The following is a 23,225-nucleotide window of genomic DNA, read 5'->3' as shown; positions in this document are numbered from 1 at the left end:
GCACCCCTTAGATCTGCCGGGATTTCATCGGAACGGTCTGTGGCGAACGGCGCAGGAAGGTCGTTGCGAAGGCATAACGAAACCAGCGCAGATAGTGCGGAAGCCATTTCATCACGCGAAACCGGCTCGTGCCGCGCTGGCGCTCGAACCAGACCGCCGGGACCTCGCCGATGCGCCATCCTAGCCGATGGGCTTTCACCAGCAGCTCGATGCTGTAGCAAAAGCCCTGGTCTGATTCGATTTCAATTTGCTCGATCACGCGGCGCGAGAACATTCGAAAACCGCTGGTCGGATCCCTGGTCGGTAGGGCCGCAACTCGGTTTAGCGTGAAAGCCGCCGTTCTTACCAGCGTGGCTTTCAGCCAAGGGCAGCCCTCCATTTTGCCGCCGGGAAGGAAGCGGCTGGCGCATACTACATCGCATCCATCGCGTACCATCGCGGCCATACTGTCAATAATGCCGGCATTGAAATCGTCATCGGCGGGATAGGCCACGACGATCGGCGCCGTGCTGGAGGCGAATCCGGCCATTACCGCCCCATGCGCGCCGCGGACACGGTTGCGAATGAACGCGACTTCCAAACCCGCATGGACGCCCGGATTGCCGTGTATCGCGGGCAGCGTGTCGTCTTCGTCAAAATCGTAACAGATCAGCACGCGCGCGGGTGTCTTGACCTTGCAGGCTAACGCGCCGAGGGTCGGGAGGATGTTCGAGCCTTCGTTATAAACGGGAATGACGATATCAATTTGAGGTGTCATCGGCTCGGGCTCTTTGCTGCCGACGGGATGGCGGTCAGCCTTCCGAAAACTTGCGTCGATCGCGGCGATCTACAGAAGCAAATCGCCGGAAGGCCTGCGTGCTTAGCAAATCAAGTTCGCGTTCTCAAGCATTCCCCAGACATCAACGACGGGCTTTCCCTTCAGATCAGCGAACCTATAACTGTTGTGCGGTGTGCAGAGGATCAGAACGTCACTGCGCCCGACGACTTCGTCAAGCGGGAGAAGATCAGGATCGGCTGTCACAAACGGATCGGTGGTCAGAACAGCGTGCGCGTAGCCGTTCAGTACCTTCTTGAACTTGTAGCTCAGCGAGGAGCGAACGTCGTCGATTTCCGACTTGAACGCCATACCGAGCAAGCCAACCGTTATCTTGCTAAGGTCGTAACGACGGCGCAGATCGGCGACGATATGCAACGGCAAGCCTTCATTGACCAGCATCGCGGCGTTACCGAGGGTGAACTCGTTACGCGCAAAGGCAGTCAGCTGCATCGTGTCCTTCATCAGGCATGGTCCAGCCGAATATCCCGGCTTCGGAATGTTTTTGGCGCGCGGGTAGTTGTACTTCATCGCCTTGAGAATGCGCTGATAGTCGAGCCCTGCGGATTTGGCGATCAGGTAGAACTGATTGGTCACCGCGAACTCGATGTAGCGGTAGGCGTTGCCAAACAGTTTGGCGAATTCGGCTTCGATCGGGTCGAGAGTGACGATCTCAGGCGCGATAGTGCGGAACAGGCTTGACGCTTCTTCTGCGGCTTCGGGTGTAGTTCCGCTGACGATTTGCGGCATTCGGGCGAGTTCCTCGATGCCGTAGCCCTGCACGATTCGCTCGGGACAGAACGCGACCTTGAGGTTGCGATCCCTGCGTTTCAGATACTCGTTGATCCAGTCCGTGGTGCCGGGATAGAGCGTCGAACGCAGCACCAGAAGCTGGTTATTCTTTAGATACGGCAGCAGCACGTCGATGCAATGCTGGATAACGTGACGTTCCGGATTGAGAAATTCATCGACCGGCGTTCCGATGGTGACAATCACCGGGCCAGAGTTCGAGATCTCGCTCGGTTTACTGGTGAAGATTAAGCGATTCTCGCGCAGCGCAGCCTCCAGCAGTTTTTCGGCGCCGTGCTCGATGAAGGGAAGGCGGCCTGATTTGAGCGCGGAAAGGCTATCGAGGTTGAGGTCGTTAACGTTTACGGTCAGACCTTTGGCCGCGAACGACAAAACCAGCGGGATGCCCACATGTCCCGCGCCGCCAATGACCGTGAGGTCAGCGGTCTGGGTGTCGGTGGTGCGGATGGCAGTCGGAAGATCGACGACGGTCAAGGCTTTTCACCGTACGTTAGGACGAAGGAACGAAGGGGTCTCATGAAACGCGGCGCGAATGCTACGCGGTCGATGGCGTTATAGGCCGGCAATAGCCAACGAAGCTTGGACGACGCCAGATATCGATAGTTTAGGTCCGAAATATAGTCGGTGCCGACTTCGAAGCCTGAGCGCTGAAACACTGACGCAATCTGATGCGCGAGTACCGGTCGTTCGTTCTCCGTCACCCCGACGGAACTATAGAACGGCGAGGAGCGGTCGCGATACAGATACATGAACGGGTTCATCCGGTTGGGATCGAATGCCACGAACGAGCCGCCTGGCTTCAACGCGCGGAAGGCTTCGGCCGCGCAGAGCGTGGGATCGGGAAGGTGATGTACGAGCCCGCTGAGCAAGACGCCATCGAGACTCCCCGTCTCAAACGGCAAATGCTCGACGTCGCCTTCGAGAAACTCGACGTTCGGATATTTGGTCCGGCCGAGTCCAATGAGCTTCGGACTGATATCGAGACCCACCGGAACGTAGCCTTGCTGGCGCAATAGGTCAGTGAAAACGCCCGAGCCGCACCCGAGATCGGCGACCCGAGCGCCCGATTTCAACTTCGCCAGCCGTGTACAGGTCTCGATCAGTCGCATGTTGCTCTCTGGCGTGAAAACATCATAACTGTCGGCGGCAGCGTGGCCGTCGAAGAATTCGATTTCCTTTTGTTTATCTTGGGCGGCGCTGATCATGAGGTTGCCTTTAACACGAAGCTTTTGAACCAGCAACGAAACGAAATATGCATCTGCCGGATATTCGATCGCGGGACTTCCTGTTAATTTCCATGAGAATAACCGCCGCTTAAAGCACCCTACCAGCTATCGGCTTTGCTCGGGAACCCACCGTGCCCCTGGAGTGCTGGCTTCGGGCTAACGATCCATGCCAGTCCGCCAAGCGCACCAACCTGCGCCGAACAGCAGCGAGATATCGACATTTTCCGAGGCCATCGGCCCAGCATAGCCGAAGGCGAGTCATTACGAGGCTGACCGGCGGGATCAGTTCGAAGACCTCGAAAAACGCTACGCGCGCCGCTTCATCGCTGACTTTTCGTCCAAGAGCTCTTGCCCGGCAAATTTAAGTGGTGCGCATCGCAGGGGGAGCGTTGGCACACTACGCCAGCGGACTCACGTTCGCGGCGGTCCTGGTCATCAGATTCCATCGTCTCACCTCCATCTTTGGCATCGCGCCACGGAGTGAGACCTCCAGTGCAGCAGAACGCTACGCAAAGACGCTACACGCCGAGGCGCGACTACCGCGCATCTCGTTCATGTCGGTTCGCTTTCGGATTTCTGAAGCTTGCGGTCGAGCCCGTTGGACCGGATCGCTAGCGCTTACTTACGCATCAAAATCGCAGCCGTCAAACATAATTGGACGCGTGCGATCTGCATTCGGGGCTGAACAGGGTGACTAAGGTCCGATGGGCGCTGCGTGCTAACTTTCGCGTTGGAGCCGCCGCGTTCCCGCAGATCCAGGATCGATTTCCCGTCTCGATTTTGTGGGAATTTGACGGCCAAAGCCTTGTTTTCGGTGGTTTTTCCGTGTGCTCACCTTTATATGGGCGTGGCTTTTGTCGGATTTGCCCTGTTAATTCCCGCTCGAGCGAACCCGCCTCTTTACCGCTCGTCCGCGATCACCTTGCCGTCGTTCGGCAGCGCGCCGGGGCTGACCAGCTCGACCGTGCCACCCAGTTTCGTCACCGCGCGCAAGGTGCCGGCGATCTCCTCGCGTAGCGCGTCGCTCGACGTGCTCGTCTCCGCTCTCAGCGTCATCGCGTCGCTCTCGCCCTGTCGCCTGACGACCAGGCGCAATCTCCCGAGCGCGGGATGGCGCTTGCCGATCTCGGCAACCTGCTCGGGGCGGACGAACATGCCCTTGACCTTGGTGGTCTGGTCGGCGCGGCCCATCCATCCCTTGATGCGCATGTTGGTGCGGCCGCATTTGCTCGAGCCCGGCAACGCCGCGGTGAGGTCGCCGAGCGCAAGCCGGATCCAGGGATGGTGGGGATCGAGCGAGGTCACCACGATCTCGCCGACATCCCCGGGGGAGACGGGATCGCTGGTGCCGGGTTTGACGATCTCCATGATCAGATCCTCGTTCACGACCATGCCGTCGCGCGCCTCGGTCTCAAACGCGATGAGGCCGAGATCGGCGGTGCCGAAGGCCTGGTAGGCGTCGATGCCGCGCGCCTTGATCTCGGCCTGGAGTGAGGGCGGGAATGCCGCGCCGGAGACCAGCGCGCGCTTGATCGAGGAGGCATCGCGGCCCGCGGTCACTGCTGCATCAATCAGGATCTTCAGGAAATCGGGGGTGCCACTGTAGCCGACGGGACGGTAGGCCTCGATCAGCTCGAACTGCTGCTCGGCGTTGCCGGGGCCGGCGGGGATCACCGCGCAACCCAGTGCGCGCGCCGAGGCGTCGAAAATGAAGCCGCCAGGGGTGAGGTGGTAGCTGAAGGTGTTGAGCACGATGTCCTCGGGGCGGAACCCGGCCGCGAATAGTGCACGCGCGCCGCGCCAGGGATCGGTCTGCCGCCCCTCCGGCTCGAAGATCGGCCCCGGGGAGGTGAAGAGGCGGGCAAACGACCCCGGGGCCGCCGCCACGAAGCCACCGAAGGGCTGAGAGGCCTTGTGCAGGGCGGGCAGTTCCGACTTGCGCAGCACGGGAAGGCCCGCCAGCGCCGTCCTGGAGGTCACCGAGGCGGGATCGATGCCCTTCAGCCGCTCGGCATAGGCCGGCGCGCTCATCGCGCTGCGCAGGACGCCGGGCAGGCGGGCGAACAGCTCGGCCTCGCGCGCCGCTGGCTCGCGCGTCTCGAGGGCGTCGTAATGGGCGGTCATGGCAGATCTTTCATGGCAGGTCTTTTCGGGTTGGCATCCATTGCACGCCGCCGCTTGCATGGGTAACAGACGGCCATTGGCGGGGCGTGGAGAGAACGCAATGGCGGACGAGAGCATCATTCCGGCGGAAGAGGCGACCGACGTCGTCGCGCGCCTGAAGCGCCGGATGATCGAGGACGCGATCCCGCTGTGGTCGACCGTCGGCTGGGACCATGAAGCAGGCGGCTTCATCGACCGGCTGCATCGCGACGGCACGGCGGATACGGCCGCGCCGCGGCGGGTGATGGTGCAGGCCCGCCAGATCTATTGCTACGCCAAGGCGGCACAGATGGGCTGGTATCCCGAGGGGCGCGCCATCGCGCTGAAAGGGCTCGAGCACCTGCTGGCGAAGGCCAAGGCGCCGGATGGCAAGCCCGGCTACGTGCACCGGATGGCGCCGGACGGTTCGGTGCTGGACGCGCGGCGAGATGCCTACGACCACGCCTTCATCCTGTTTGCGCTGGCAGCCGTCTTTGCGCTCGACAAGGACGCGCAGATTCGTGCCGAGATCGACGCGCTGCTCGCCTTCCTCGACGGCCATCTGCGTTCGCCGCATGGCGGCGTGCACGAGAGCCTGCCGGTCTCGCTGCCGCGCCGGCAGAATCCGCACATGCACCTGTTCGAGGCGATGATCGCGTGTTTCGACGCGACCCACGATCTGTCGTTCCAGAATCGCGCCGGCGAATTCTTCGCGCTGTTCCTCGCCAATCTCTACGACAAGCGGAAGTGTGCGCTCGGCGAATATTTCGAGGAGGACTGGTCGAAGATCGAGCCGATCAGCGTCGAGCCCGGCCACCAGGCGGAATGGGTCTGGCTGCTGAAGGGATTTGAACGCATCACGGGCTGCCCAACCGGACAGCGGCGCGCAGAGCTGCTTGCGACTGCGCTGCGCTATCGCGACACGGCCACCGGCTGCCTCGTCGACGAGGGCGATGACACCGGCAACATCCGTCGCGCGACGCGCCGGCTGTGGCCGCAGACCGAGATCGCGAAGGCGTGGATCGCGCAGGCCGAGTCCGGCGAGGCGGGCGCGGCGGACGAGGCGCGCGCGGCACTGGTGCGGCTCGAACGGCATTACCTCAGCCATCCCGTGCGGGGCGGCTGGTACGACCAGTTCGACAGCGACGGCAAATCGCTGATCGACACCATTCCTGCGTCGTCGTTTTATCATGTTCTCTGCGCAGTCACGGAAGCGGAGCAGGTCCTCGGCTGAGAATTAAAGCCAGCGCTTGCGCCGCTTGAAGCTCTTGAGGTTTTTAAAACTCTTGCGCTGGTCGCCGGCGCCGCCGAGGTAGAACTCCTTGACGTCCTCGTTGTCGCGCAACTCGTCTGCGGTGCCGTCGAGCACGACCTTGCCCTGTTCCATGATGTAGCCGTGGCTTGCCACCGACAGCGCGGCGCGGGCGTTCTGCTCGACCAGCAGGATGGTGACGCCGAGGTCGCGGTTGATCTTCTGGATGATCGAGAACACCTCCTTCACCAGCAGCGGTGACAGGCCCATCGACGGCTCGTCCATCAAAATCATCTTCGGGCGCGCCATCAGCGCGCGGCCGATCGCGAGCATCTGCTGCTCGCCACCGGAGAGATAGCCGGCCAGTCCCGTGCGCTCCTTCAGGCGCGGGAAATAGTTGAAGACCATGTCGAGGTCGGCATCGACCTCGCGATCCCTGCGGGTGAAGGCGCCGAGCTTGAGGTTTTCCAGCGACGTCATATCGGAGACGATGCGCCGGCCCTCCATGACCTGGAAGATGCCGCGGCGGACGATCTTGTCGGGATCGATGCCGTTGATCCGCTCGCCCTCGAACAGGATCTCGCCGCGCGTGACCTCGCCGTCCTCGGTCTTGAGCAGCCCCGAGATCGCCTTCAGTGTGGTCGACTTGCCTGCACCATTGGCGCCGAGCAGCGCCACGATCGCGCCCTTGGGTACATCGAGGCTGAGGCCACGGAGCACCAGGATGACGTCGTCATAGACGACCTCGATGTTGCGCACGCCGAGGAGCGGCGGGGCGGGGACGATGCTTGCCGAGGGGCGCTCGATGTGAGCCGCTTCACTCATGGTCAGTTACTTTCTCGGTGTCGTCACCCGCGAAGGCGGGTGACCCAGTATTCCAGAGACGCCGGACGTTCCACGAGGAGTCGCGGCGTACTGGATCCCCCGCTTTCGCGGGGGATGACAGTTATGCGTGTGGTCAAAGCCGGGCTCACCAGCCCAGCAATTCCGGCTTGCGCGGCAGCTCGACGGTCTTGACCTTCTCGAGCTTGATCGTGCCCTTGGCCATGAGGTCGTTGAGATCGCCGTCGGTCGCGCCCGAGATCTTGGTGCGATAGAGCTCGACCTTCAGCGTGCCGCGATGGTCCTTGTCGGTCCAGGTCGAGGGCGCGCAGACGCCTTCCATGCCAGCCGGCACCCAATCCTTCTTCTGATAGAAACCCTTCGCGACGTTGTCGCCGGTGGCGCCCCCGTTCTTGGTGGCCCAGTCGAGCGCCTCCTTCATGTAGAGCGCCGAGCAGACGGCGGCGATGTAGTGCACGGGGCGATAAACCTTGCCGGTGGGGTCGGACATCTTGGAGATCTCCATCACCGTCTTCATGCCGGGCGCATCGCCACCCCAGCTCACCGCGGTGCGCAAGGGGAAGATCACGCCGTCGGCGGCGTCGCCTGCGGTTTTGGCGGCGTTCTCGTCCATGCCCCAGACATTGCCCATGAACTGAATGTCGACGCCGGCGGTCTTGCAGGCCTTCATCACCGAGATGTTGGAAGCGGCGGTGTTGCCGAGATAGGCATAGTTGGCGCCCGAGGATTTCAGGCTCAGGCACTGGGCGCTGTAGTCACCCGGCGCGAGCGCGAACACCAGCGGCGGCAGCACCTCGAAGCCGAGCTCCTGCGCCATGGCTTCGCCGGCGGCCTTTGGCGCGTTCGGATAGGGATGGTTAGCGCCCATATGCACGAATTTCGGCTTGCCGGGCTTGCCCTTGGCCTTCCAATCCTCGGCCGCCCAGATCAGCATCGCGCGCAGCGAGTCTGAATAGCTCGGGCCGTAGAAGAAATTGTAGGGCGCGGGCTTGGCCTTGCCGCTGGTGCCTTCGGGATCGGTCAGGGCCGCGGCATAGGAGCCGGAGAGGTCGGGGATCTTGTCCTGGGCGAGGAAGCCGGTCAGGGCCTCGGTGTCAGCCGTGCCCCAGCCCATGATCGCCGCGACCTTGCTGTCCGGTGCCGACCACTTCTTGTAGAGCGCGATCGCGCGCGGCACCTGGTAGCCGTAATCGTTGGTGTCGACGCTGAGCTGCTTGCCGCCGATGCCGCCATTCTTGTTGACCCAGGCGAAGGCGTCGGCGACGGCCTGGCCGTAGGGCGTGCCGACGTCGGAGGTGCCGCCGGAATAATCGGCGAGATGCCCGATCGCGATCTGCGCCTGCGCGCTCGCGGAGAATGCCGCGATCACAAGCACGAGCGATGCGGTGCTCAAAAGGGATTTCGTCTTCATTGGTTGCTTCCTCCTGTTATTGTTTAAGTGACTTTGCCGCGCTCAGTGCGAGAACGGGTAGAGTTTCCAGTACGCCTTGATCTGCCGCCAGCGATGCGCGAGCCCGTCCGGCTCGAACATCAGGAATGCGATGATGATCACCCCGATCGCGATCTCGCGCAGGAAGGTGATGTTGTTGTTGAGCGAGAGCGCCTTGTCGATCGCGCCGCCCTTCAGGGAGAGGCTGATGAACTCCATCGACTCCGGCAGCAGTACCACGAAGGCGGTGCCCATCAGCGTGCCCATGATCGAGCCGGTGCCGCCGATGATGATCATGGCGAGGAACAGGATCGAGCGTTCGATGCCAAAACCTTCCTGCGAGACCACGAGTTGGTAATGCGCATAGAGCGCGCCGGCGATGCCGGCGAAGAAGGCGGCGAGCCCAAACGACAGCGTGCGGTATTTGGTGAGGTTGATGCCCATGATCTCCGCGGAGAGATAATGATCGCGGATCGCCACCAGCGCGCGGCCGTCGCGTGTGCGCATCAGATTGGTGACGAGGACGTAGCTCGCGACCACATAGGCCAGAACGACGTAGAAATATTGCCTGTCGCCGCGCAGAGCGAAGCCGAAGATCGAGAACGGCTCGGCGCTGGCCGGCACCGATCCGCCGGTGAACCACTCCGCGCGAGAAAAGAAGTCGAGCAGGATATATTGCGCGGCCAGCGTCGCGATGACGAGATAGAGCCCCTTCAGACGCGCCGCCGGAATGCCGAAGATCAGCCCGACCAGCGCGGTGACGACACCCGCGAGCGGGATCGCGAAGAACACCGGGATCGGCGCGTTGTTGGAGATGTAGGCCGAGGTGAAGGCGCCGAGCAGGAAGAAGGCGGCGTGGCCGATCGAGATCTGACCGGTGAAGCCGACCAGGATGTTCAGCCCCAGCGCCGCGATCGAGAAGATGCCGATCTGGATCAGAATACTGAGCCAGTAGCCGCCGAGGACTTGCGGCACGAGGCAGAGCGACAGCACGCCAAAAATCGCAAAGTTGCGGCTGGTCGTGGTCGGGAAGATCGTGGTGTCCGCGGCATAAGAGGTGCGGAAATCACCAGCAGGGATGAGGGCAGGACCGGCCATGGATCAGATCCGCTCGATGTCGTGGGTGCCGAACAGGCCGTAAGGCTTGATCATCAGCACGATGATGAGGACGTAGAACGGTGCGATCTCGTAGAGATTGCCCCAATGCAGGTATTCGCTGTCGACATATTGCGCGATATTCTCGAGCAGCCCGATGATGATGCCGCCGAGCACCGCTCCGCCGACGGAATCGAGCCCGCCGAGGATCGCCGCCGGGAACACCTTGATGCCGTAGGCGGCAAGGCCCGAGGACACGCCGTTCACCACGGCGACCACGACGCCCGCGACCGCGGAGACGGTGGCCGAGATCGCCCAGGCCATCGCAAACACGCTCTTCACGGAAATGCCGAGCGACTGCGCCACTTGCTGGTTGAACGCGGTGGCGCGCATCGCAAGCCCGTACTTCGAGGCGCGGAAGAACCAGGCCATGCCGATCATCATCGCGACCGAGACGACGAGGCTCATGACGTAGACGGTCTGGATCTGGAGGCCGAACAGGCCGACCGACTGGCTTTCGAACACGCGCGGGAACGGTTGCGGATTGACGCCGAACATCCATTTCAGCGTCGCCTGCAGCACGGTGGAGAGGCCGATCGTCACCATGATCACGGAGATGATGGGTTCGCCGATCATCGGCCGCAGGATCAGGACCTGGATCGCGATGCCGAACACGAACATGAACACCAGCGTCATCGGCATGCCGATCCAGAACGGCACCTGGTATTTGGCGAGCAGCGTCCAGCACACCCAGGCGCCGACCAGCAGCAGTTCACCTTGCGCGAAATTGACGACTTGCGTCGCCTTGTAGATCAGCACGAACGACATCGCGACCACGCCGTAGAGCGTGCCGACCACGAGGCCGTTGACCAGGAGCTGAATGAGGAAGGCGGTGTTCATGTGATACTATCCTTCCCCTCTCCGCGCCTGCGCAGGGAGAGGTGGATCGATTGCCGGCTCTGTATCGGAAGCGATTTCACTCAGCAGCCTCCGCCATAGGGCCATGTCCGGCCAGATCAACCACCCGCAGCGTGGTCCGCACCCGCTGCGTGGTGCCGTCCTGGAAGCGGATCACGGTGTCGACGGGGATGTCGGCGGTGCCGCGGTAGACGGCGTCGATGATGCCTTCGTATTTCTCGTTGATGACGCTGCGGCGCACCTTGCGCGTGCGGGTGAGCTCGCCGTCGTCGGCGTCGAGCTCCTTGTAGAGCAGCAGGAAGCGCGAGATGCGCTGCGCCGGCGGCAGCGTGGCATTGACGGTCTCGACTTCCTTGCGGAGCAGCGCATAGACCTCAGGCCGTGAGGCGAGATCGCTGTAGGTGGTGAACGAGAGCCGGTTCTTCTCCGCCCATTTCGAGATGATGGAGTAGCGGATGCAGATCATCGCCGCGAGCGCGTCGCGGCCAGCACCGAGCACGACCGCTTCGGCGATGTAGGGCGAAAACTTCAGCTTGTTCTCGATGAATTGCGGCGAGAAGCGCTCGCCGCGCGACGTCTCCGCGAGATCCTTGATGCGGTCGATGACGACGAGCTGGCGGTTCGCGTTGAAATAGCCGGCATCGCCCGACAGCATCCAGCCGTCGCGGATGTCGGCGACGCTCGCTTCCGGGTTCTTGTAATAGCCAAGGAACATGTTGGGGTGCCGCACCACGATCTCGCCGACGCCATGGACGTCGGCATTGTCGATGCGAATCTCGACGCTGTCCGCCATCGGCACGCCTGTCGTGTCAGGGTCGACCTTGCCCGCGGGATGCAGCGTGTAGGCCCCCAGCAGCTCGGTCTGGCCGTAGAGCGTGCGCAGCGGCACGCCCATGGCCTGGAAGAACTTGAAGGTATCGGGGCCGAGCGCTGCGCCGCCGGTGGCGGCCGAGCGCAGCCGCGTGAAGCCGAGCCGGTCGCGCAAGGCTCGGAACAGGATCGCGTCGGCAAAGCCGGAGCGCTTGCCCTGCTCGAGTGAAGCGAGACCGCTTTTCATGCCGACATCAAACAGGCGCTGCTTGAACGGCGTGGCGTCCATTACCTTGGCGCGAACGTCGGCGGCGATCGATTCCCAGACGCGCGGCGCGAACAACACGAACGTCGGTGCGATCTCGCGCAGATCGTTCATCATCGTATCCGGCTCTTCGACGAAGTTGATCTTCATCCGGCAGAGCAGGCCTTTGCCGAGCACATAGACCTGCTCCATGATCCAGGGCAGCGGCAACACCGAGACGTATTCGTCGTCGGGGCCCTTCGGGTCGAACGCGAGGTAGGTCGCGCAATGGCTGAGCACGCGACCGGCGGCGAGCATCGCGAGTTTTGGTTGAGATGTGGTGCCTGAGGTCGTGCAGAGGATCGCGACGTCCTCGCCCTTGGTGGCGTCGACCAGCTTGTCGTAAAGTTCCGGCTCGCGTGCGGCGCGGGCACGGCCGAGCTCGGCGAATTTCTCCGCCGACATCAGCCGCGGGTCGTCATATTTCCGCATGCCGCGCGGGTCGGAATAGATGATGTGCTTCAGCCGCGGCACGCGCTCGGCCAGCAGCAGCAGCTTGTCGACCTGCTCCTCGTCCTCGGCGAAGACGAGCTGGGCTTCACCGTAGTTGAGGAGATAGGAGGCCTCTTCGTCCAGCACGTCGCGATAGAGCCCGAGGCTCAATCCGCCGATCGCGTGGGTGGCGACTTCCGCCGCAACCCAGTCCGGCCGGTTGTCGCCGATGATGCCAACGACATCGCCGCGGCCGAGGCCGAGTTCGATCAGCCCGAGCGCGAAATCGCGCACGCGGGTCTGGTAATCGCTCCAGGTGAACGGGCGCCAGAGCCCGAGATCCTTTTCGCGCAGCGCGATCTCGTTGCCGTGCTCTTTTGCATTGAGCCGGAGCATCTTTGGATAGGTGTCGGCCTGGGCGACGCGGCCTGCATAATCCATCATGCCGCGCTCTCCTGCGCCGGCGGCGCATCGTCGGGATCGACCAGCACCTCGTCCTCCTCGCCGAGATAGGCGCGCCTGACGTGGGGATCGGCGAGCACGGCGGCGGGATCGCCTTCGGCGATCTTGCGGCCGAAATCCAGCACCATGACGCGATGGGAGATGTCCATCACCACGCCCATGTCGTGCTCGATCATCACCACCGTCATGCCGAACTCCTCGTTGAGATCGACGATGTAGCGGGCCATGTCCTCCTTCTCCTCGAAATTCATGCCGGCCATCGGCTCGTCGAGGAGGATGAGGCGCGGCTCCAGCGCCATGGCGCGCGCAAGCTCAACGCGCTTGCGCAGGCCGTAGGAGAGGGTGCCGGCTTGCGCTTTCCGTACCGATTGGAGGTCGAGGAAGTCGATGATCTCTTCCACCTTGCGGCGGTGCTCGAGTTCTTCCTTGCGCGCGCCGGTGAGCCAGTAGAGCGAGCCCGTGAGGAAATTGTTCTTCAAGAGGTGATGGCGGCCGACCATGATGTTGTCGAGCACGCTCATGTGGTGGAACAGCGCGAGGTTCTGGAAGGTGCGGCCGATGCCGAGCGTGGGACGCGCATTCGGCGTCAGGCCGGTGATGTCGCGGCCGCGGTAGAACAGCTGGCCTTCGGTCGGCTTGTAGCGGCCGGAAATGCAGTTCACGATCGAGGTCTTGCCGGCCCCGTTGGGGCCGATGATCGAGAACAGCTCGCCCTCATTGATGGCGAAGCTGACATCGGTCAGCGCGCGAACGCCGCCGAACCGCAAGGACACGCCGCGCACTTCGAGACTGGTAGCCACCAAACAAATCCCTCCCGGTGATGGCGCGTTCAGCGGCGCTCTTCGTCCGTTCCTCCCGGGCAATCCTAGTACGGTCGTGCCGGTGAGGCCATGCAGCACATGGTCCCGACCGGAGCCGCGCCACTTTCGTACCCGTTTGGGATCAAAAGCCGCATCACCCGAGGTGGCTCTCAATAGGGGAAAGCGCTATTTTGAAATGTCTCCGGCCTGACAATTCTGCGACAAAGTTTTGGGACGGCAGCGGCGTACGTCTTTCGTCGGATGGTGGCCGGAATGATCGTGCTGCAGTGCAGCAGAGAGGTGGAGTGACGAAACGGTGCGGCTGGCCTCTCGATCATGATTTCAGAGGATCAACTGAAGCGTGTGGCCGCCTGGTCGCGGGAGCTCACGCCAGCGGAGATCGAGATGGCCCGCGCCGGGATCACGGAGCGGTCCTACGGCACCGGTGAGACCGTGTTCATGCGCGGCGACAAATTCGACTATTGGGCTGGCATGGTGAGCGGCCTTGCCCGCATGGGCGGGGTTTCGCGCGACGGCAAGGAGACCAGCCTTGCGGGGCTTACGGCGGGCGCATGGTTCGGCGAAGGCAGCGTGCTCAAGAACGAGCCGCGCCGCTACGATGTGGTCGCGCTGCGCGACAGCCGGGTTGCGTTGATGGAGCGCTCCGCCTTCATGTGGCTGTTCGAGAACAGCGTCGGCTTCAACCGCTTCCTGGTGCGTCAGCTCAACGAGCGGCTCGGCCAGTTCATCGGCATGCTCGAGGTCAACCGCACGCTCGATGCGACTTCGCGTCTTGCCCGCAGCATCGCCTCGCTGTTCAATCCGATCCTCTATCCGGAATCGACCGCGCATCTGGAGATCACCCAGGAGGAGATCGGGGCGCTCTCCGGCATGTCCAGGCAGAACGCCAACCGCGCGCTGAACCGGCTGGAGAAGGAGGGACTGCTGCGTCTGGAATACGGCGGCGTCACAATTCTCAATGTTGAGCGGCTGCGCGGATACGGGGATTAGCGCGCATTGGCGGGCGCGTGTATCGGCCAGAGGTCGGCGCGCCAGCGGATGGCGATGGCCAGCATCGCGATGAATCCAGCGGCGGCGTAGAGCGACCCCGTCGCGGAAAAGCCGATGATATCGATCAGGCTACCGGCCGCGAGCAATCCGATCGGCAGGCCGTAGATCACCATCATGCGCACCCCCATCACGCGACCGCGAAGGTGTGCGCTGGCTGTCCGCATCAGGATCACGGCAGCAGAAATCATCGACATGCTCTGGGCGATGCCGGTGAGCAGGAGGCAGGCCATGGCCACCGGCATGGTCCTGATTTCGACGAACACGAGCAACATTGTGTACCACGCCAGCGTCGCGCCGATCAGGAGCCGGGCAATGCGCAGGCCGCTGACCAGACTGAGCGTGACGGAGCCGATCAGCGAGCCCAAGGCGAAGCTCGCCGAGAGATAACCGAGGCCGGTCTGGTCGGTATGAAAGATGTCGCGCGCGATGTAGGGCAACAATCCATTTGTCAGCGGAAATGCGGTGAGATTGGCCAGGAACGCAACGCAAAGCGCTGCCAGCATGGCCGGCCCGTTCCAGGAATACACGATGCCTTCCTTGAGATCGCGCAGCAGCCGCGAGCCCGAATGGCTCTCAACCGCGCGATGCTCGGCGGACTTCGCCGGTCGGGTCAGGCACAGCATCAGTATAGCGGCCACAAAATAAAGGCAGGCGATCACTGCATAGACTTTACCGATGCCGAAGGTCGCGAATAGTCCGGCTCCCGTCAGTGCCCCGGAGATGCGCGCGCTGTCCTGGGTCGTGCGTGACAGGCTGATCGCCCCCACCAGCAACTCGGCCGGCATGATGTCGGCGAGAAGCGCGCTACGAAGGCCGAGATCCGAGGAGCGGATCAGGCCCATGATCGTCACAATGATCATCACCTTGAGCGGCGCCAGATGACCGGTCATCGCCAGCACCATGATGGTCGAGGCAAGTACCGTATAGGTGAGACGCAGCACGACAAGAAGATCGCGGTGACCCATGCGATCACCGAGCATCCCGAGCACCGGAGCAATCAGCGTTCCGACATATTGCAGCGACGCGAGAACGGTGAGCAGCAGTACCGAGCCCGTCTCGACCAGGATGTACCAGCCGAGCACAAGCGTCTCGATCTCGAACGCCCAGGAGGTGAGCAGGTCGGACGGCCACTGGAAGCGGTAGTTGCGGATGCGGAATGGTGCGAGCGCAGAACGCCGCGCGGTTGTGCTCACAACGCGATGACTCGTGTCACGGCGATTCCTGCCCTTGTTGTTTCTTCTTGCTGTTCGGCAAACTAGCGCCGACGATCCGCGTGTCAATCACAGCTGCCGCGGGCCGCCCCTGCGCCCGGCACTTACCTCACTGCTGCTCTCGGCTTTCGCTCTGCGAGCGCCGCAGCCATCGCCGAGATCAGTGGACGCATGAAATAGGCGTCGTCCGCGGGCGAGATGTCGGTGCGCAGGCCGTGCGCGGCAAGCTCACCTGAGACTGCCGGTCCCACTGAGGCGATCAACGTGCGCTCGAATCCTGCGCGTAACTTCGCCTCGCTGCCATGGGCCCTGGCGGCCTCGATCAGGCGGCGGACCTGGCCGAGATTGGTCAACGCAACGGCATCGATTCGTCCCGCCGCCATCTCGTCGATGGCGGCGACGATGTTGGCGTCGGCTGCCTTGGAATCGTAGGCGTAAGGCAATACGGTATCGACCTCGGCACCTTGCGCGGCCAACGCACCAGTCAGCGCGCTGTGATCCTTGTCCGGATAAAGCTGTAGCCCGAGGCGGCGTCCCCTGAGGTCGAGCTTGCCCAGCATCTCGATCACGCCCTCGGTGGTCGGCTTCTCTGTGGTCTGCTGGGCCTCGAGCGAGACCTCGCGTAGCGCCTTGCCGGGCTTCGGCCCGCGCGTGAATTTTCGCGATTTGGCCAGCGCCGCGACAAAGCCCAGGTCGAGGCCGCGTGCGCGCGCGAGTTTCATGATCCGCCGCAGGCCTTCACCGGTCATCAGCACGAGGTCGTCAAGCGGCTTGTCGATGGCGCGGCGGATCCAGGCCTCGACCGGCGCGGGGTCTGGCGCGTCCTGGATGGTGAACATTGGGCACTGCACGACCTCGGCGCCTTGCTCGGCCAGGAGTTTTGAAAACTGCGCCTCCTCGCGGGTTTCCAGGATCAGGATGCGGGTGCCGGTCAAACGGTCGGCCATGGGCGTGCTCCGGTCAGTCAGAATCGCCCATTCATCCTGACTCCCTCGCCGGGATTGGCGCAAGGGAGGGGTGGTGCTAGAGCAGAGCGCAAATCGCGGGGTATTCCGCGCACCACTCCCCAAACCTTCATCATGAGCCATGCTCGATAATCAATACGTTCTGACCCTGTCCTGTCCGGATCGCCCCGGCATTGTCTCGGCGGTGTCGACCTTCCTGGCCCATAACGGACAGAACATTCTTGACGCCCAGCAGTTCGACGACGTCGAGACCAAGAAATTCTTCATGCGTGTGGTGTTCACCGCGGCCGATCTCGCCGTGGAACTGGCCGCGCTCCAGACCGGCTTTGCCGCGATCGCCGAGCGCTTCAGCATGGAGTGGCAGATGCGCGACCGCGCCGCGCATCGCAAGGTGATGCTGCTAGCGTCGAAGTCCGACCACTGCCTGGTCGATATCCTCTATCGCTGGCGCACCGGCGAGCTGCCGATGACCCTGGCCGCGATCGTCTCCAACCATCCGCGCGAGGTCTATGCCGGGCTCGATTTCGGCAGCATCCCGTTCCACTATCTGCCGGTCACCAAGGAGACCAAGCGCGAGCAGGAGGCGCAGATCCTCGACCTCGTCGGCAAGACCGAAACCGATCTCGTGGTGCTCGCCCGCTATATGCAGATCCTGTCCGACGATCTCTCGGTAAACTTGTCAGGGCGCTGCATCAACATCCATCACTCGTTCCTGCCGGGCTTCAAGGGCGCAAAGCCCTATCACCAGGCCCATGAGCGCGGCGTGAAGTTGATCGGCGCCACCGCCCATTACGTTACGCGCGACCTCGACGAAGGTCCGATCATCGACCAGGACGTCGAGCGCATCAGCCATCGCGACACGCCGGAAGATCTCGTCCGCAAGGGCCGCGACATCGAGCGCCGCGTGCTGGCGCGCGCCATCCGCTATCACCTCGACGACCGCGTCATCCTCAACGGCCGCAAGACCGTGGTGTTTGTGGATTGAGTTGCTCTAACTGTCCTCTCTTGCTGGGAGAGGTAACGCACCGGCCTAGCGCACCGCGTCGCCAGACGTCGATCCGGTCGCGCCCTTCTGCGCCTGTTCTTCCTTCTCGCGATCGACCGCCGGCATCAGCCGCTTCTGCTCCCGTTCCTTCATCCACGCGTCGTATTGCGGCGTGCCCGGTCGCGGTGGGGCGTCGGCGGGCAGGCCGCCGGCCCATTGCGGGACATAGTCGCCCATGCCGGCCGACAGCTTCTCGTTGACGGTGCCGCAGCCGGACAGCCCCGCGGCAAGCCCGACGAGAAGCAGGAGAGAATGGTAACGCATGGACATCGTGCGGGCGCCGGGTTCGGAGCGGGGGTGATCGGACGCCGGATAACCAGCGGGTCAGCAACGATAGCCTTCAACAAGGTAAAATTGGCTTATTCGAGGTGGGTATCAAAATACCAAATAGGATGAGCGGCGCGTTTGCCAATGTTCAAATTCTGCAAATGAAAGACGAAATCCTCCATCCACCCGCCGGGTCGCATTTCTAGACTGCGGCCATCGGCTCGCGACAATCTGGCTTGTCCGGCGAGGGGGCTTTTTCGTTGACAGGTCCATTTTATTTGTACAATCGTACAAATACAGCGACCGGGATCGAGGTGCTCGGGTTACCCCGGCGTAACCGCGACATCGCACTCCACGCTTGGTCATCGGGACGCGCGGCTTGCGCCGAATGGTCGCCAAACGTCCGATTGACAATGAGGGCGCGAAAGACGCCTTGTGACGCGCGAAATCGCTCGTGTGTGGGTTAAGGTGAGGCAAGGACCGGGCACTCGGTCCGGCGCACAAGAGGTCAGGAATGAAGGGGAGGGACATCTGATGTTCGAACGCAAACAGTTTACGCAAACGGTCTCTTGGGTGGCCGCGCTTGCTGCCATCGCGGGCCTTGCGGCCGTCGCACCGGCCAAGGCGGAAGACACCGTCAAGGTTGGCCTGATCCTGCCGATGACCGGCGGGCAGGCTTCGACCGGCAAGCAGATCGAGAACGCGATCAAGCTCTATATGCAGCAGAAGGGCGACACCGTCGCCGGCAAAAAGATCGAGATCATCCTCAAGGACGATGCGGCGATTCCGGACAAGACCAAGACCGCAGCGCAGGAACTGATCGTCAACGACAAGGTCAATTTCATCGCCGGCTTCGGCGTGACGCCGGCAGCGCTGGCCGCGGCGCCGCTGGCGACGCAAGCCAAGATTCCGGAAGTCGTAATGGCGGCCGGCACCTCCATCATCACCGAGCGCTCGCCCTATATCGTGCGCACCAGCTTCACGCTGGCGCAGTCCTCCACCATCATCGCCGACTGGGCGGTGAAGAATGGCATCAAAAAGGTGGCGACGCTCACCTCCGACTACGCGCCCGGCAATGACGCGCTGAACTTCTTCAAACAGAATTTCACCGCCGGTGGCGGCGAGGTGGTCGAAGAGGTCAAGACGCCGCTTGCCAATCCGGACTTCGCGCCGTTCCTGCAGCGTATGAAGGATGCCAAGCCCGACGCGATCTTCGTGTTCGTGCCGGCAGGTCAGGGCGGCAACTTCATGAAGCAGTATGCCGAGCGCGGCCTCGACAAGGCCGGCATCAAGGTGATCGGGCCGGGCGATGTCACCGACGACGATCTCCTCAACAACATGGGCGATGCCGTGCTCGGCACGGTCACCGCGCATCTCTATTCGGCGGCGCATCCCTCGCAGATGAACAAGGATTTCGTCGCGGCCTACAAGAAGGCCTACGGCACCCGCCCGGGCTTCATGGCGGTGAGCGGCTATGACGGCATCCACCTGATCTATGAGGCGCTGAAGAAGACGGGTGGCGACACCGACGGCACCAAGCTGATCGAAGCCATGAAGGGTCAGAAGTGGGAGAGCCCGCGCGGCCCGATCTCGATCGATCCGGAGACGCGCGACATTGTGCAGAACATCTACATCCGCAAGGTCGAGAAGGTCGACGGCGAGCTCTACAACGTCGAGTTCGCGACTTTCGAAGCCGTCAAGGATCTCGGCAAGACCAAGAAGTGACCCGCGCAAGCGGGTCATCCCGGAGCTCTTTCCTTACCTCTCCCGCTTGCGGGAGAGGTCGGCGCGAAGCGCCGGGTGAGGGCTTTCTCCTCACCGGGAGTCTCTCCTTGGAGACACCCTCACCCCAACCCTCTCCCGCAAGCGGGAGAGGGAGCGCAGCACGACCCTCGGCCAAACCTGAGATGATCCTCGACCTTCGATGACCTCAATCCTCACCAACCTGTTCGATGGCGTTGCTTATGGCATGCTGCTGTTCGTGCTGGCCTGCGGGCTCGCGGTCACGCTCGGCCTGATGAACTTCGTCAACCTCGCCCATGGCGCCTTCGCCATGGCCGGCGGCTATGTCTGCATGGTGCTGGTCAACCGGATGGGGTGGCCGTTCTTCGCCGCGCTGCCGCTCGCCTTCGTCTCCGCAGCAGCGATCGGCATCGTGCTGGAGCGCCTGCTCTATCGCCATCTTTACGCCCGCAGTCATCTCGACCAGGTGCTGTTCACGATCGGTCTGACCTTCATGTCGGTCGCGGCCGTCGACTACATCCAGGGCTCGTCGCGGGTTTTCATCAATCTGCCGGCCGCGCTGCAGGGCCAGTTCGACGTGTTCGGCGTCGGCATCGGCCGCTACCGGCTGATGATCATCGTGATCTGCGGCCTGCTCACTATTGGTCTGCAGATGGTGCTGGCCAAGACCCGCTTCGGCAGCCGCCTTCGCGCCGCCGTCGATGATCCCCGCGCCGCGAGCGGTCTCGGCATCAACGTGCCGCAGGTGTTCGCCTTCACCTTTGCTTTTGGATGCGGGCTCGCCGGTCTCGGCGGAGCGCTCAGCGCCGAGATCCTCGGCCTCGATCCGTATTTCCCGCTGAAATTCATGATCTACTTCCTGATCGTGGTGACCGTCGGCGGCTCGTCCTCGATCACTGGACCGTTCCTCGCCTCGCTCCTGCTCGGCATCGGCGACGTCGCCGGCAAATATTACGTGCCGAAGATGGGACCCTTCGTGATCTACACCATGATGATCGTGATCCTGATCTGGCGCCCGAACGGCCTGTTCGGCCGCACGGCTGCGCGTTGAGTTCGCCGATGAGCGCTTCTTCCGACGTCGGTTATCACGCCCAGCGGCAGGCGCGCTGGCACTATGGCGAGGCCGCCTTCTGGCTCGTCGTGCTGGCCTGCGGCTTCGCATTTCCCACGCGCTATCTGATCATGACCGACATCCTGCGGCTGGCGCTGTTTGCGATGTCGCTCGATCTCATCCTCGGCTATGCCGGTATCGTCTCGCTCGGCCACGCCGCCTTCTTCGGCGTCGGCGCCTATGCCGCGGGGTTGCTAGCGCTGCACGGCATCATCAACGAGCCGGTGCTGGCGTTGATTGCCGCAGGCCTCGCCGCGATGGTGCTTGGCTTCGCCACCAGCTTCCTGGTGATCCGCGGCGTCGACCTGACCCGGCTGATGGTGACGCTCGGCATCGCGCTGCTGCTGGAGGCGCTCGCCGAGCGCTTCTCCAACATCACCGGCGGCACCGACGGCCTGCAGGGTATCGAGATGCAGCCGATCCTCGGCGAGATCCCGTTCGACATGTTCGGCAAGGCCGGCTTCTTCTATTCACTGGCCGTTCTGTTCGTGCTGTTCCTTCTTGCCCGCCGCATCGTGCATTCGCCGTTCGGCCTGTCGCTGCGCGCGATCAAGAACAATCCGCTGCGTGCCGCTGCCATTGGCATCCCCGTCAATCGCCGCCTGATCGCGATCTATACGCTCGCGGCGTTCTATGCAGGCATCGCAGGCGCGCTGTTCACGCAGACCACGGCGATCGCCTCGCTCGACGTGTTTGCCTTCGACCGCTCCGCCGATCTGATGCTGGTGCTCGTCATCGGCGGCACCGGCTATCTCTATGGCGGGCTGATCGGCGCCGTGATCTTCCGCATGCTCCAGGAAGTGTTTTCCACCATCACCCCGCAATATTGGCAGTTCTGGATCGGCCTCGTGCTGGTCGTGATCGTTTTGGTTGGCCGCCAGCGCTTGCATCGGTGGGTGCTGTATGTGCCGAACCTGATCATCAAGCAGGTCGCCGGGCGAAAAGCCGCCGTCGCCGTGCCGGAGAGCGACGCATGACCATCGCGCTCGAAACCCAGAACCTCGAAAAGCAGTTCGGCGGCCTGCGCGTCACCCGCGACCTGTCCCTGAAGATCGAGCAGGGCGCCCGCCACGCGCTGATCGGTCCGAACGGCGCTGGCAAGACCACGGTGATCAATCAGCTCACGGGCGTGCTCAAGCCGAACTCGGGCCGCATCCTGCTCGAAGGCCAGGACATCACCGATCTGCCTGTGCACAAACGCGTGCTGCGCGGTCTCTCCCGCACGTTCCAGATCAACCAGCTTTATCCTGATCTCACCCCGCTCGAGACCATCGGCCTTGCCGTGTCCGAGCGCCTTGGCCATGGCGGCGACTGGTGGCGGCGGATGGGCACGCGGAGCGACGTCAATGACGAGATCGCCGATCTCCTGACGCGCTTCCATTTGCTCGACGTCATGAACGAGGAGACCGTGACGCTGCCTTACGGCAAGCAGCGCCTCCTCGAGATCGCGGTCGCGATCGCCGCCAGGCCGCGGGTGCTGCTGCTCGACGAGCCGGCCGCCGGCGTGCCGGAGAGCGAGCGCCACGATATTCTCGCGGTCGTAGGCAGCCTGCCGCGCGACGTGACCGTGCTGCTGATAGAGCACGACATGGACCTCGTGTTCTCCTTCGCCGACCGCATCTCGGTGCTGGTCTCCGGCGCGCTGCTGACCGAAGGCCCGCCCGACCAGGTCGCGCGCGATCCGCAGGTGAAGGCGGTCTACCTCGGCGAGGAGGCGGTCAATGTCTGACCTGCTCGCAATCGATTCACTTCGTGCCGGCTATGGCGAGGCCGTGGTGCTGCCCAACATGTCCCTGCGCCTTGCCGAGGGGCAGGTGCTGGCGCTGCTCGGACGTAACGGCACCGGCAAGACCACGCTGATCAATTCCATCGTCGGCGTCACCCGCCGCTTCTCCGGCAACGTCACCCTCGGCGGCACCGACGTCACGACCATGCGGCCGGACCAGCGGGCGCGCGCCGGCATTGGCTGGGTGCCGCAGGAGCGCAACATCTTCCGCTCGCTGACGGTGGAGGAGAACATGACCGCGGTGGCCCAGCCCGGTCCCTGGACCGTCGAGAAGGTCTACGAGATGTTTCCGCGGCTGAAGGAGCGGCGGAGCAACTTCGGCAACCAGCTCTCCGGCGGCGAGCAGCAGATGCTGGCGATCGGCCGCGCGCTGACCCTCAACCCAAAGGTCCTGCTGCTGGACGAACCGACCGAGGGCCTTGCCCCGATCATCGTCGACGAGCTTCTGAAGGCGATCGGCACCATCACCCGGGCCGGCGGCATCTGCTCGATCATCGTCGAGCAGAATGCGCAAAAGATTCTCGGGCTCGCCGACCGTGTTGTGATATTGGAGCGCGGAACGATCGTCCACGACGCCCCGAGCGCCGCGCTGAAGGCCGACCCGTCGGTCCTGGAGCGCCACCTCGGCGTCGCAGGGGCGGCGGCCCACTAGGTTTGTTTGACGCGTTTTCTTAACGCGAACCGGTACC

21 protein-coding genes are annotated in these 23,225 nt (G+C 63.1%); 8 read left to right on the top strand and 13 right to left on the bottom strand.

Features of this window, described 5'->3' with window-relative positions:
• Window positions 1-7: 7 nt before the first annotated feature.
• From V1280_RS14560 to V1280_RS14545, 4 genes are all read right to left on the bottom strand, one after another.
• Entirely contained in the window at window positions 8-757 is a 750-nt protein-coding gene (locus V1280_RS14560) for a glycosyltransferase (RefSeq protein WP_334524917.1), read from the bottom strand.
• A gap of 102 nt (window positions 758-859) precedes the next feature.
• Window positions 860-2,098 (bottom strand): nucleotide sugar dehydrogenase, encoded by a 1,239-nt coding sequence (locus V1280_RS14555; RefSeq protein WP_334524914.1) that lies wholly within the window; start codon window positions 2,096-2,098, stop codon window positions 860-862.
• The gene (locus V1280_RS14550) at window positions 2,095-2,829 is read right to left on the bottom strand and encodes a class I SAM-dependent methyltransferase (RefSeq protein WP_334524911.1); all 735 of its coding nucleotides are present in this window, start codon (window positions 2,827-2,829) and stop codon (window positions 2,095-2,097) included. The genes V1280_RS14555 and V1280_RS14550 overlap by 4 nt, the downstream gene beginning before the upstream one ends.
• A 921-nt stretch (window positions 2,830-3,750) precedes the next feature.
• Window positions 3,751-4,974 (bottom strand): phenylacetate--CoA ligase family protein, encoded by a 1,224-nt coding sequence (locus V1280_RS14545; protein WP_334524908.1) that lies wholly within the window; start codon window positions 4,972-4,974, stop codon window positions 3,751-3,753.
• Window positions 4,975-5,074: 100 nt separating this feature from the next.
• Here V1280_RS14545 and V1280_RS14540 point away from each other — a divergent pair, with 100 nt between their 5' ends.
• Window positions 5,075-6,226 carry an AGE family epimerase/isomerase gene (locus V1280_RS14540; RefSeq protein ID WP_334524905.1) on the top strand — a complete coding sequence of 384 codons (1,152 nt, stop codon included), beginning with the start codon at window positions 5,075-5,077 and terminating at the stop codon, window positions 6,224-6,226.
• 3 nt (window positions 6,227-6,229) lie between these two features.
• Here V1280_RS14540 and V1280_RS14535 read toward each other — a convergent pair whose 3' ends face one another.
• The 6 genes from V1280_RS14535 to V1280_RS14510 form a co-directional block, all read right to left on the bottom strand.
• Window positions 6,230-7,069, bottom strand: a complete 840-nt coding sequence (locus V1280_RS14535) for an ABC transporter ATP-binding protein (protein ID WP_334524902.1) — start codon at window positions 7,067-7,069, stop codon at window positions 6,230-6,232.
• A 145-nt stretch (window positions 7,070-7,214) separates the two neighbouring features.
• Entirely contained in the window at window positions 7,215-8,498 is a 1,284-nt protein-coding gene (locus V1280_RS14530) for an ABC transporter substrate-binding protein (protein WP_334524899.1), read from the bottom strand.
• A 42-nt stretch (window positions 8,499-8,540) separates the two neighbouring features.
• The gene (locus V1280_RS14525) at window positions 8,541-9,614 is read right to left on the bottom strand and encodes a branched-chain amino acid ABC transporter permease (RefSeq protein WP_334524896.1); all 1,074 of its coding nucleotides are present in this window, start codon (window positions 9,612-9,614) and stop codon (window positions 8,541-8,543) included.
• Window positions 9,615-9,617: 3 nt separating this feature from the next.
• Entirely contained in the window at window positions 9,618-10,511 is an 894-nt protein-coding gene (locus tag V1280_RS14520; protein ID WP_334524893.1) for a branched-chain amino acid ABC transporter permease, read from the bottom strand.
• Between the two features lie 76 nt (window positions 10,512-10,587).
• Window positions 10,588-12,519, bottom strand: coding sequence for a long-chain fatty acid--CoA ligase (locus tag V1280_RS14515; RefSeq protein WP_334524890.1), 1,932 nt, complete (start codon window positions 12,517-12,519; stop codon window positions 10,588-10,590).
• A complete protein-coding gene (locus V1280_RS14510; protein ID WP_334524887.1) occupies window positions 12,516-13,337 on the bottom strand; it encodes an ABC transporter ATP-binding protein in 822 nt (273 codons plus the stop codon). The genes V1280_RS14515 and V1280_RS14510 overlap by 4 nt, the downstream gene beginning before the upstream one ends.
• Window positions 13,338-13,673: 336 nt before the next feature.
• Between V1280_RS14510 and V1280_RS14505 the strand changes: the two genes are divergently transcribed.
• Entirely contained in the window at window positions 13,674-14,348 is a 675-nt protein-coding gene (locus V1280_RS14505; RefSeq protein WP_334524884.1) for a Crp/Fnr family transcriptional regulator, read from the top strand.
• On the opposite strand, the gene V1280_RS14500 is transcribed toward V1280_RS14505, so the two are convergent.
• Together V1280_RS14500 and V1280_RS14495 are read right to left on the bottom strand one after the other, a co-directional pair.
• Window positions 14,345-15,601, bottom strand: a complete 1,257-nt coding sequence (locus V1280_RS14500; RefSeq protein ID WP_334524881.1) for an MFS transporter — start codon at window positions 15,599-15,601, stop codon at window positions 14,345-14,347. The genes V1280_RS14505 and V1280_RS14500 overlap by 4 nt on opposite strands.
• Before the next feature lie 122 nt (window positions 15,602-15,723).
• Window positions 15,724-16,566 (bottom strand): uroporphyrinogen-III synthase, encoded by an 843-nt coding sequence (locus V1280_RS14495; RefSeq protein ID WP_334524878.1) that lies wholly within the window; start codon window positions 16,564-16,566, stop codon window positions 15,724-15,726.
• A gap of 139 nt (window positions 16,567-16,705) precedes the next feature.
• Between V1280_RS14495 and purU the strand changes: the two genes are divergently transcribed.
• On the top strand, window positions 16,706-17,569 hold the full coding sequence (purU, locus tag V1280_RS14490) for a formyltetrahydrofolate deformylase (RefSeq protein WP_334524876.1): 864 nt from the start codon (window positions 16,706-16,708) through the stop codon (window positions 17,567-17,569).
• A 45-nt stretch (window positions 17,570-17,614) separates the two neighbouring features.
• Here purU and V1280_RS14485 read toward each other — a convergent pair whose 3' ends face one another.
• Complete coding sequence (locus V1280_RS14485) at window positions 17,615-17,899, bottom strand: hypothetical protein (RefSeq protein ID WP_334524873.1); 285 nt, start codon at window positions 17,897-17,899, stop codon at window positions 17,615-17,617.
• Window positions 17,900-18,430: 531 nt separating this feature from the next.
• Here V1280_RS14485 and V1280_RS14480 point away from each other — a divergent pair.
• The 5 genes from V1280_RS14480 (at window position 18,431) to V1280_RS14460 (ending at window position 23,188) form a co-directional block, all read left to right on the top strand.
• Window positions 18,431-19,621 (top strand): ABC transporter substrate-binding protein, encoded by a 1,191-nt coding sequence (locus V1280_RS14480; RefSeq protein ID WP_334524870.1) that lies wholly within the window; start codon window positions 18,431-18,433, stop codon window positions 19,619-19,621.
• A gap of 199 nt (window positions 19,622-19,820) precedes the next feature.
• A complete protein-coding gene (locus tag V1280_RS14475; RefSeq protein WP_334524867.1) occupies window positions 19,821-20,690 on the top strand; it encodes a branched-chain amino acid ABC transporter permease in 870 nt (289 codons plus the stop codon).
• 8 nt (window positions 20,691-20,698) lie between these two features.
• Window positions 20,699-21,727 (top strand): branched-chain amino acid ABC transporter permease, encoded by a 1,029-nt coding sequence (locus tag V1280_RS14470; protein WP_334524864.1) that lies wholly within the window; start codon window positions 20,699-20,701, stop codon window positions 21,725-21,727.
• Window positions 21,724-22,479, top strand: a complete 756-nt coding sequence (locus V1280_RS14465) for an ABC transporter ATP-binding protein (RefSeq protein WP_334524861.1) — start codon at window positions 21,724-21,726, stop codon at window positions 22,477-22,479. Before V1280_RS14470 ends, V1280_RS14465 begins: the two co-directional genes overlap by 4 nt.
• Window positions 22,472-23,188, top strand: coding sequence for an ABC transporter ATP-binding protein (locus V1280_RS14460; RefSeq protein ID WP_334524857.1), 717 nt, complete (start codon window positions 22,472-22,474; stop codon window positions 23,186-23,188). Before V1280_RS14465 ends, V1280_RS14460 begins: the two co-directional genes overlap by 8 nt.
• Window positions 23,189-23,225 lie beyond the last annotated feature (37 nt).

It is taken from the genome of Bradyrhizobium sp. AZCC 2230 (assembly GCF_036924495.1).
GTDB classification, from domain to species: Bacteria; Pseudomonadota; Alphaproteobacteria; order Rhizobiales; family Xanthobacteraceae; genus Bradyrhizobium; species Bradyrhizobium rifense.
This window is presented reverse-complemented; position numbering and strand designations above follow the sequence as displayed.

Coding starts and splice junctions, on each gene's coding strand:
- V1280_RS14560 (WP_334524917.1), bottom strand. CDS start 757: ATGACACCTCAAATTGATATCGTCATTCCCGTTTATAACGAAGGCTCG.
- V1280_RS14550 (WP_334524911.1), bottom strand. CDS start 2,829: ATGATCAGCGCCGCCCAAGATAAACAAAAGGAAATCGAATTCTTCGAC.
- V1280_RS14545 (WP_334524908.1), bottom strand. CDS start 4,974: ATGACCGCCCATTACGACGCCCTCGAGACGCGCGAGCCAGCGGCGCGC.
- V1280_RS14540 (WP_334524905.1), top strand. CDS start 5,075: ATGGCGGACGAGAGCATCATTCCGGCGGAAGAGGCGACCGACGTCGTC.
- V1280_RS14535 (WP_334524902.1), bottom strand. CDS start 7,069: ATGAGTGAAGCGGCTCACATCGAGCGCCCCTCGGCAAGCATCGTCCCC.
- V1280_RS14530 (WP_334524899.1), bottom strand. CDS start 8,498: ATGAAGACGAAATCCCTTTTGAGCACCGCATCGCTCGTGCTTGTGATC.
- V1280_RS14525 (WP_334524896.1), bottom strand. CDS start 9,614: ATGGCCGGTCCTGCCCTCATCCCTGCTGGTGATTTCCGCACCTCTTAT.
- V1280_RS14520 (WP_334524893.1), bottom strand. CDS start 10,511: ATGAACACCGCCTTCCTCATTCAGCTCCTGGTCAACGGCCTCGTGGTC.
- V1280_RS14515 (WP_334524890.1), bottom strand. CDS start 12,519: ATGATGGATTATGCAGGCCGCGTCGCCCAGGCCGACACCTATCCAAAG.
- V1280_RS14505 (WP_334524884.1), top strand. CDS start 13,674: ATGATTTCAGAGGATCAACTGAAGCGTGTGGCCGCCTGGTCGCGGGAG.
- V1280_RS14495 (WP_334524878.1), bottom strand. CDS start 16,566: ATGGCCGACCGTTTGACCGGCACCCGCATCCTGATCCTGGAAACCCGC.
- purU (WP_334524876.1), top strand. CDS start 16,706: ATGCTCGATAATCAATACGTTCTGACCCTGTCCTGTCCGGATCGCCCC.
- V1280_RS14485 (WP_334524873.1), bottom strand. CDS start 17,899: ATGTCCATGCGTTACCATTCTCTCCTGCTTCTCGTCGGGCTTGCCGCG.
- V1280_RS14480 (WP_334524870.1), top strand. CDS start 18,431: ATGTTCGAACGCAAACAGTTTACGCAAACGGTCTCTTGGGTGGCCGCG.
- V1280_RS14475 (WP_334524867.1), top strand. CDS start 19,821: ATGACCTCAATCCTCACCAACCTGTTCGATGGCGTTGCTTATGGCATG.
- V1280_RS14470 (WP_334524864.1), top strand. CDS start 20,699: ATGAGCGCTTCTTCCGACGTCGGTTATCACGCCCAGCGGCAGGCGCGC.
- V1280_RS14465 (WP_334524861.1), top strand. CDS start 21,724: ATGACCATCGCGCTCGAAACCCAGAACCTCGAAAAGCAGTTCGGCGGC.
- V1280_RS14460 (WP_334524857.1), top strand. CDS start 22,472: ATGTCTGACCTGCTCGCAATCGATTCACTTCGTGCCGGCTATGGCGAG.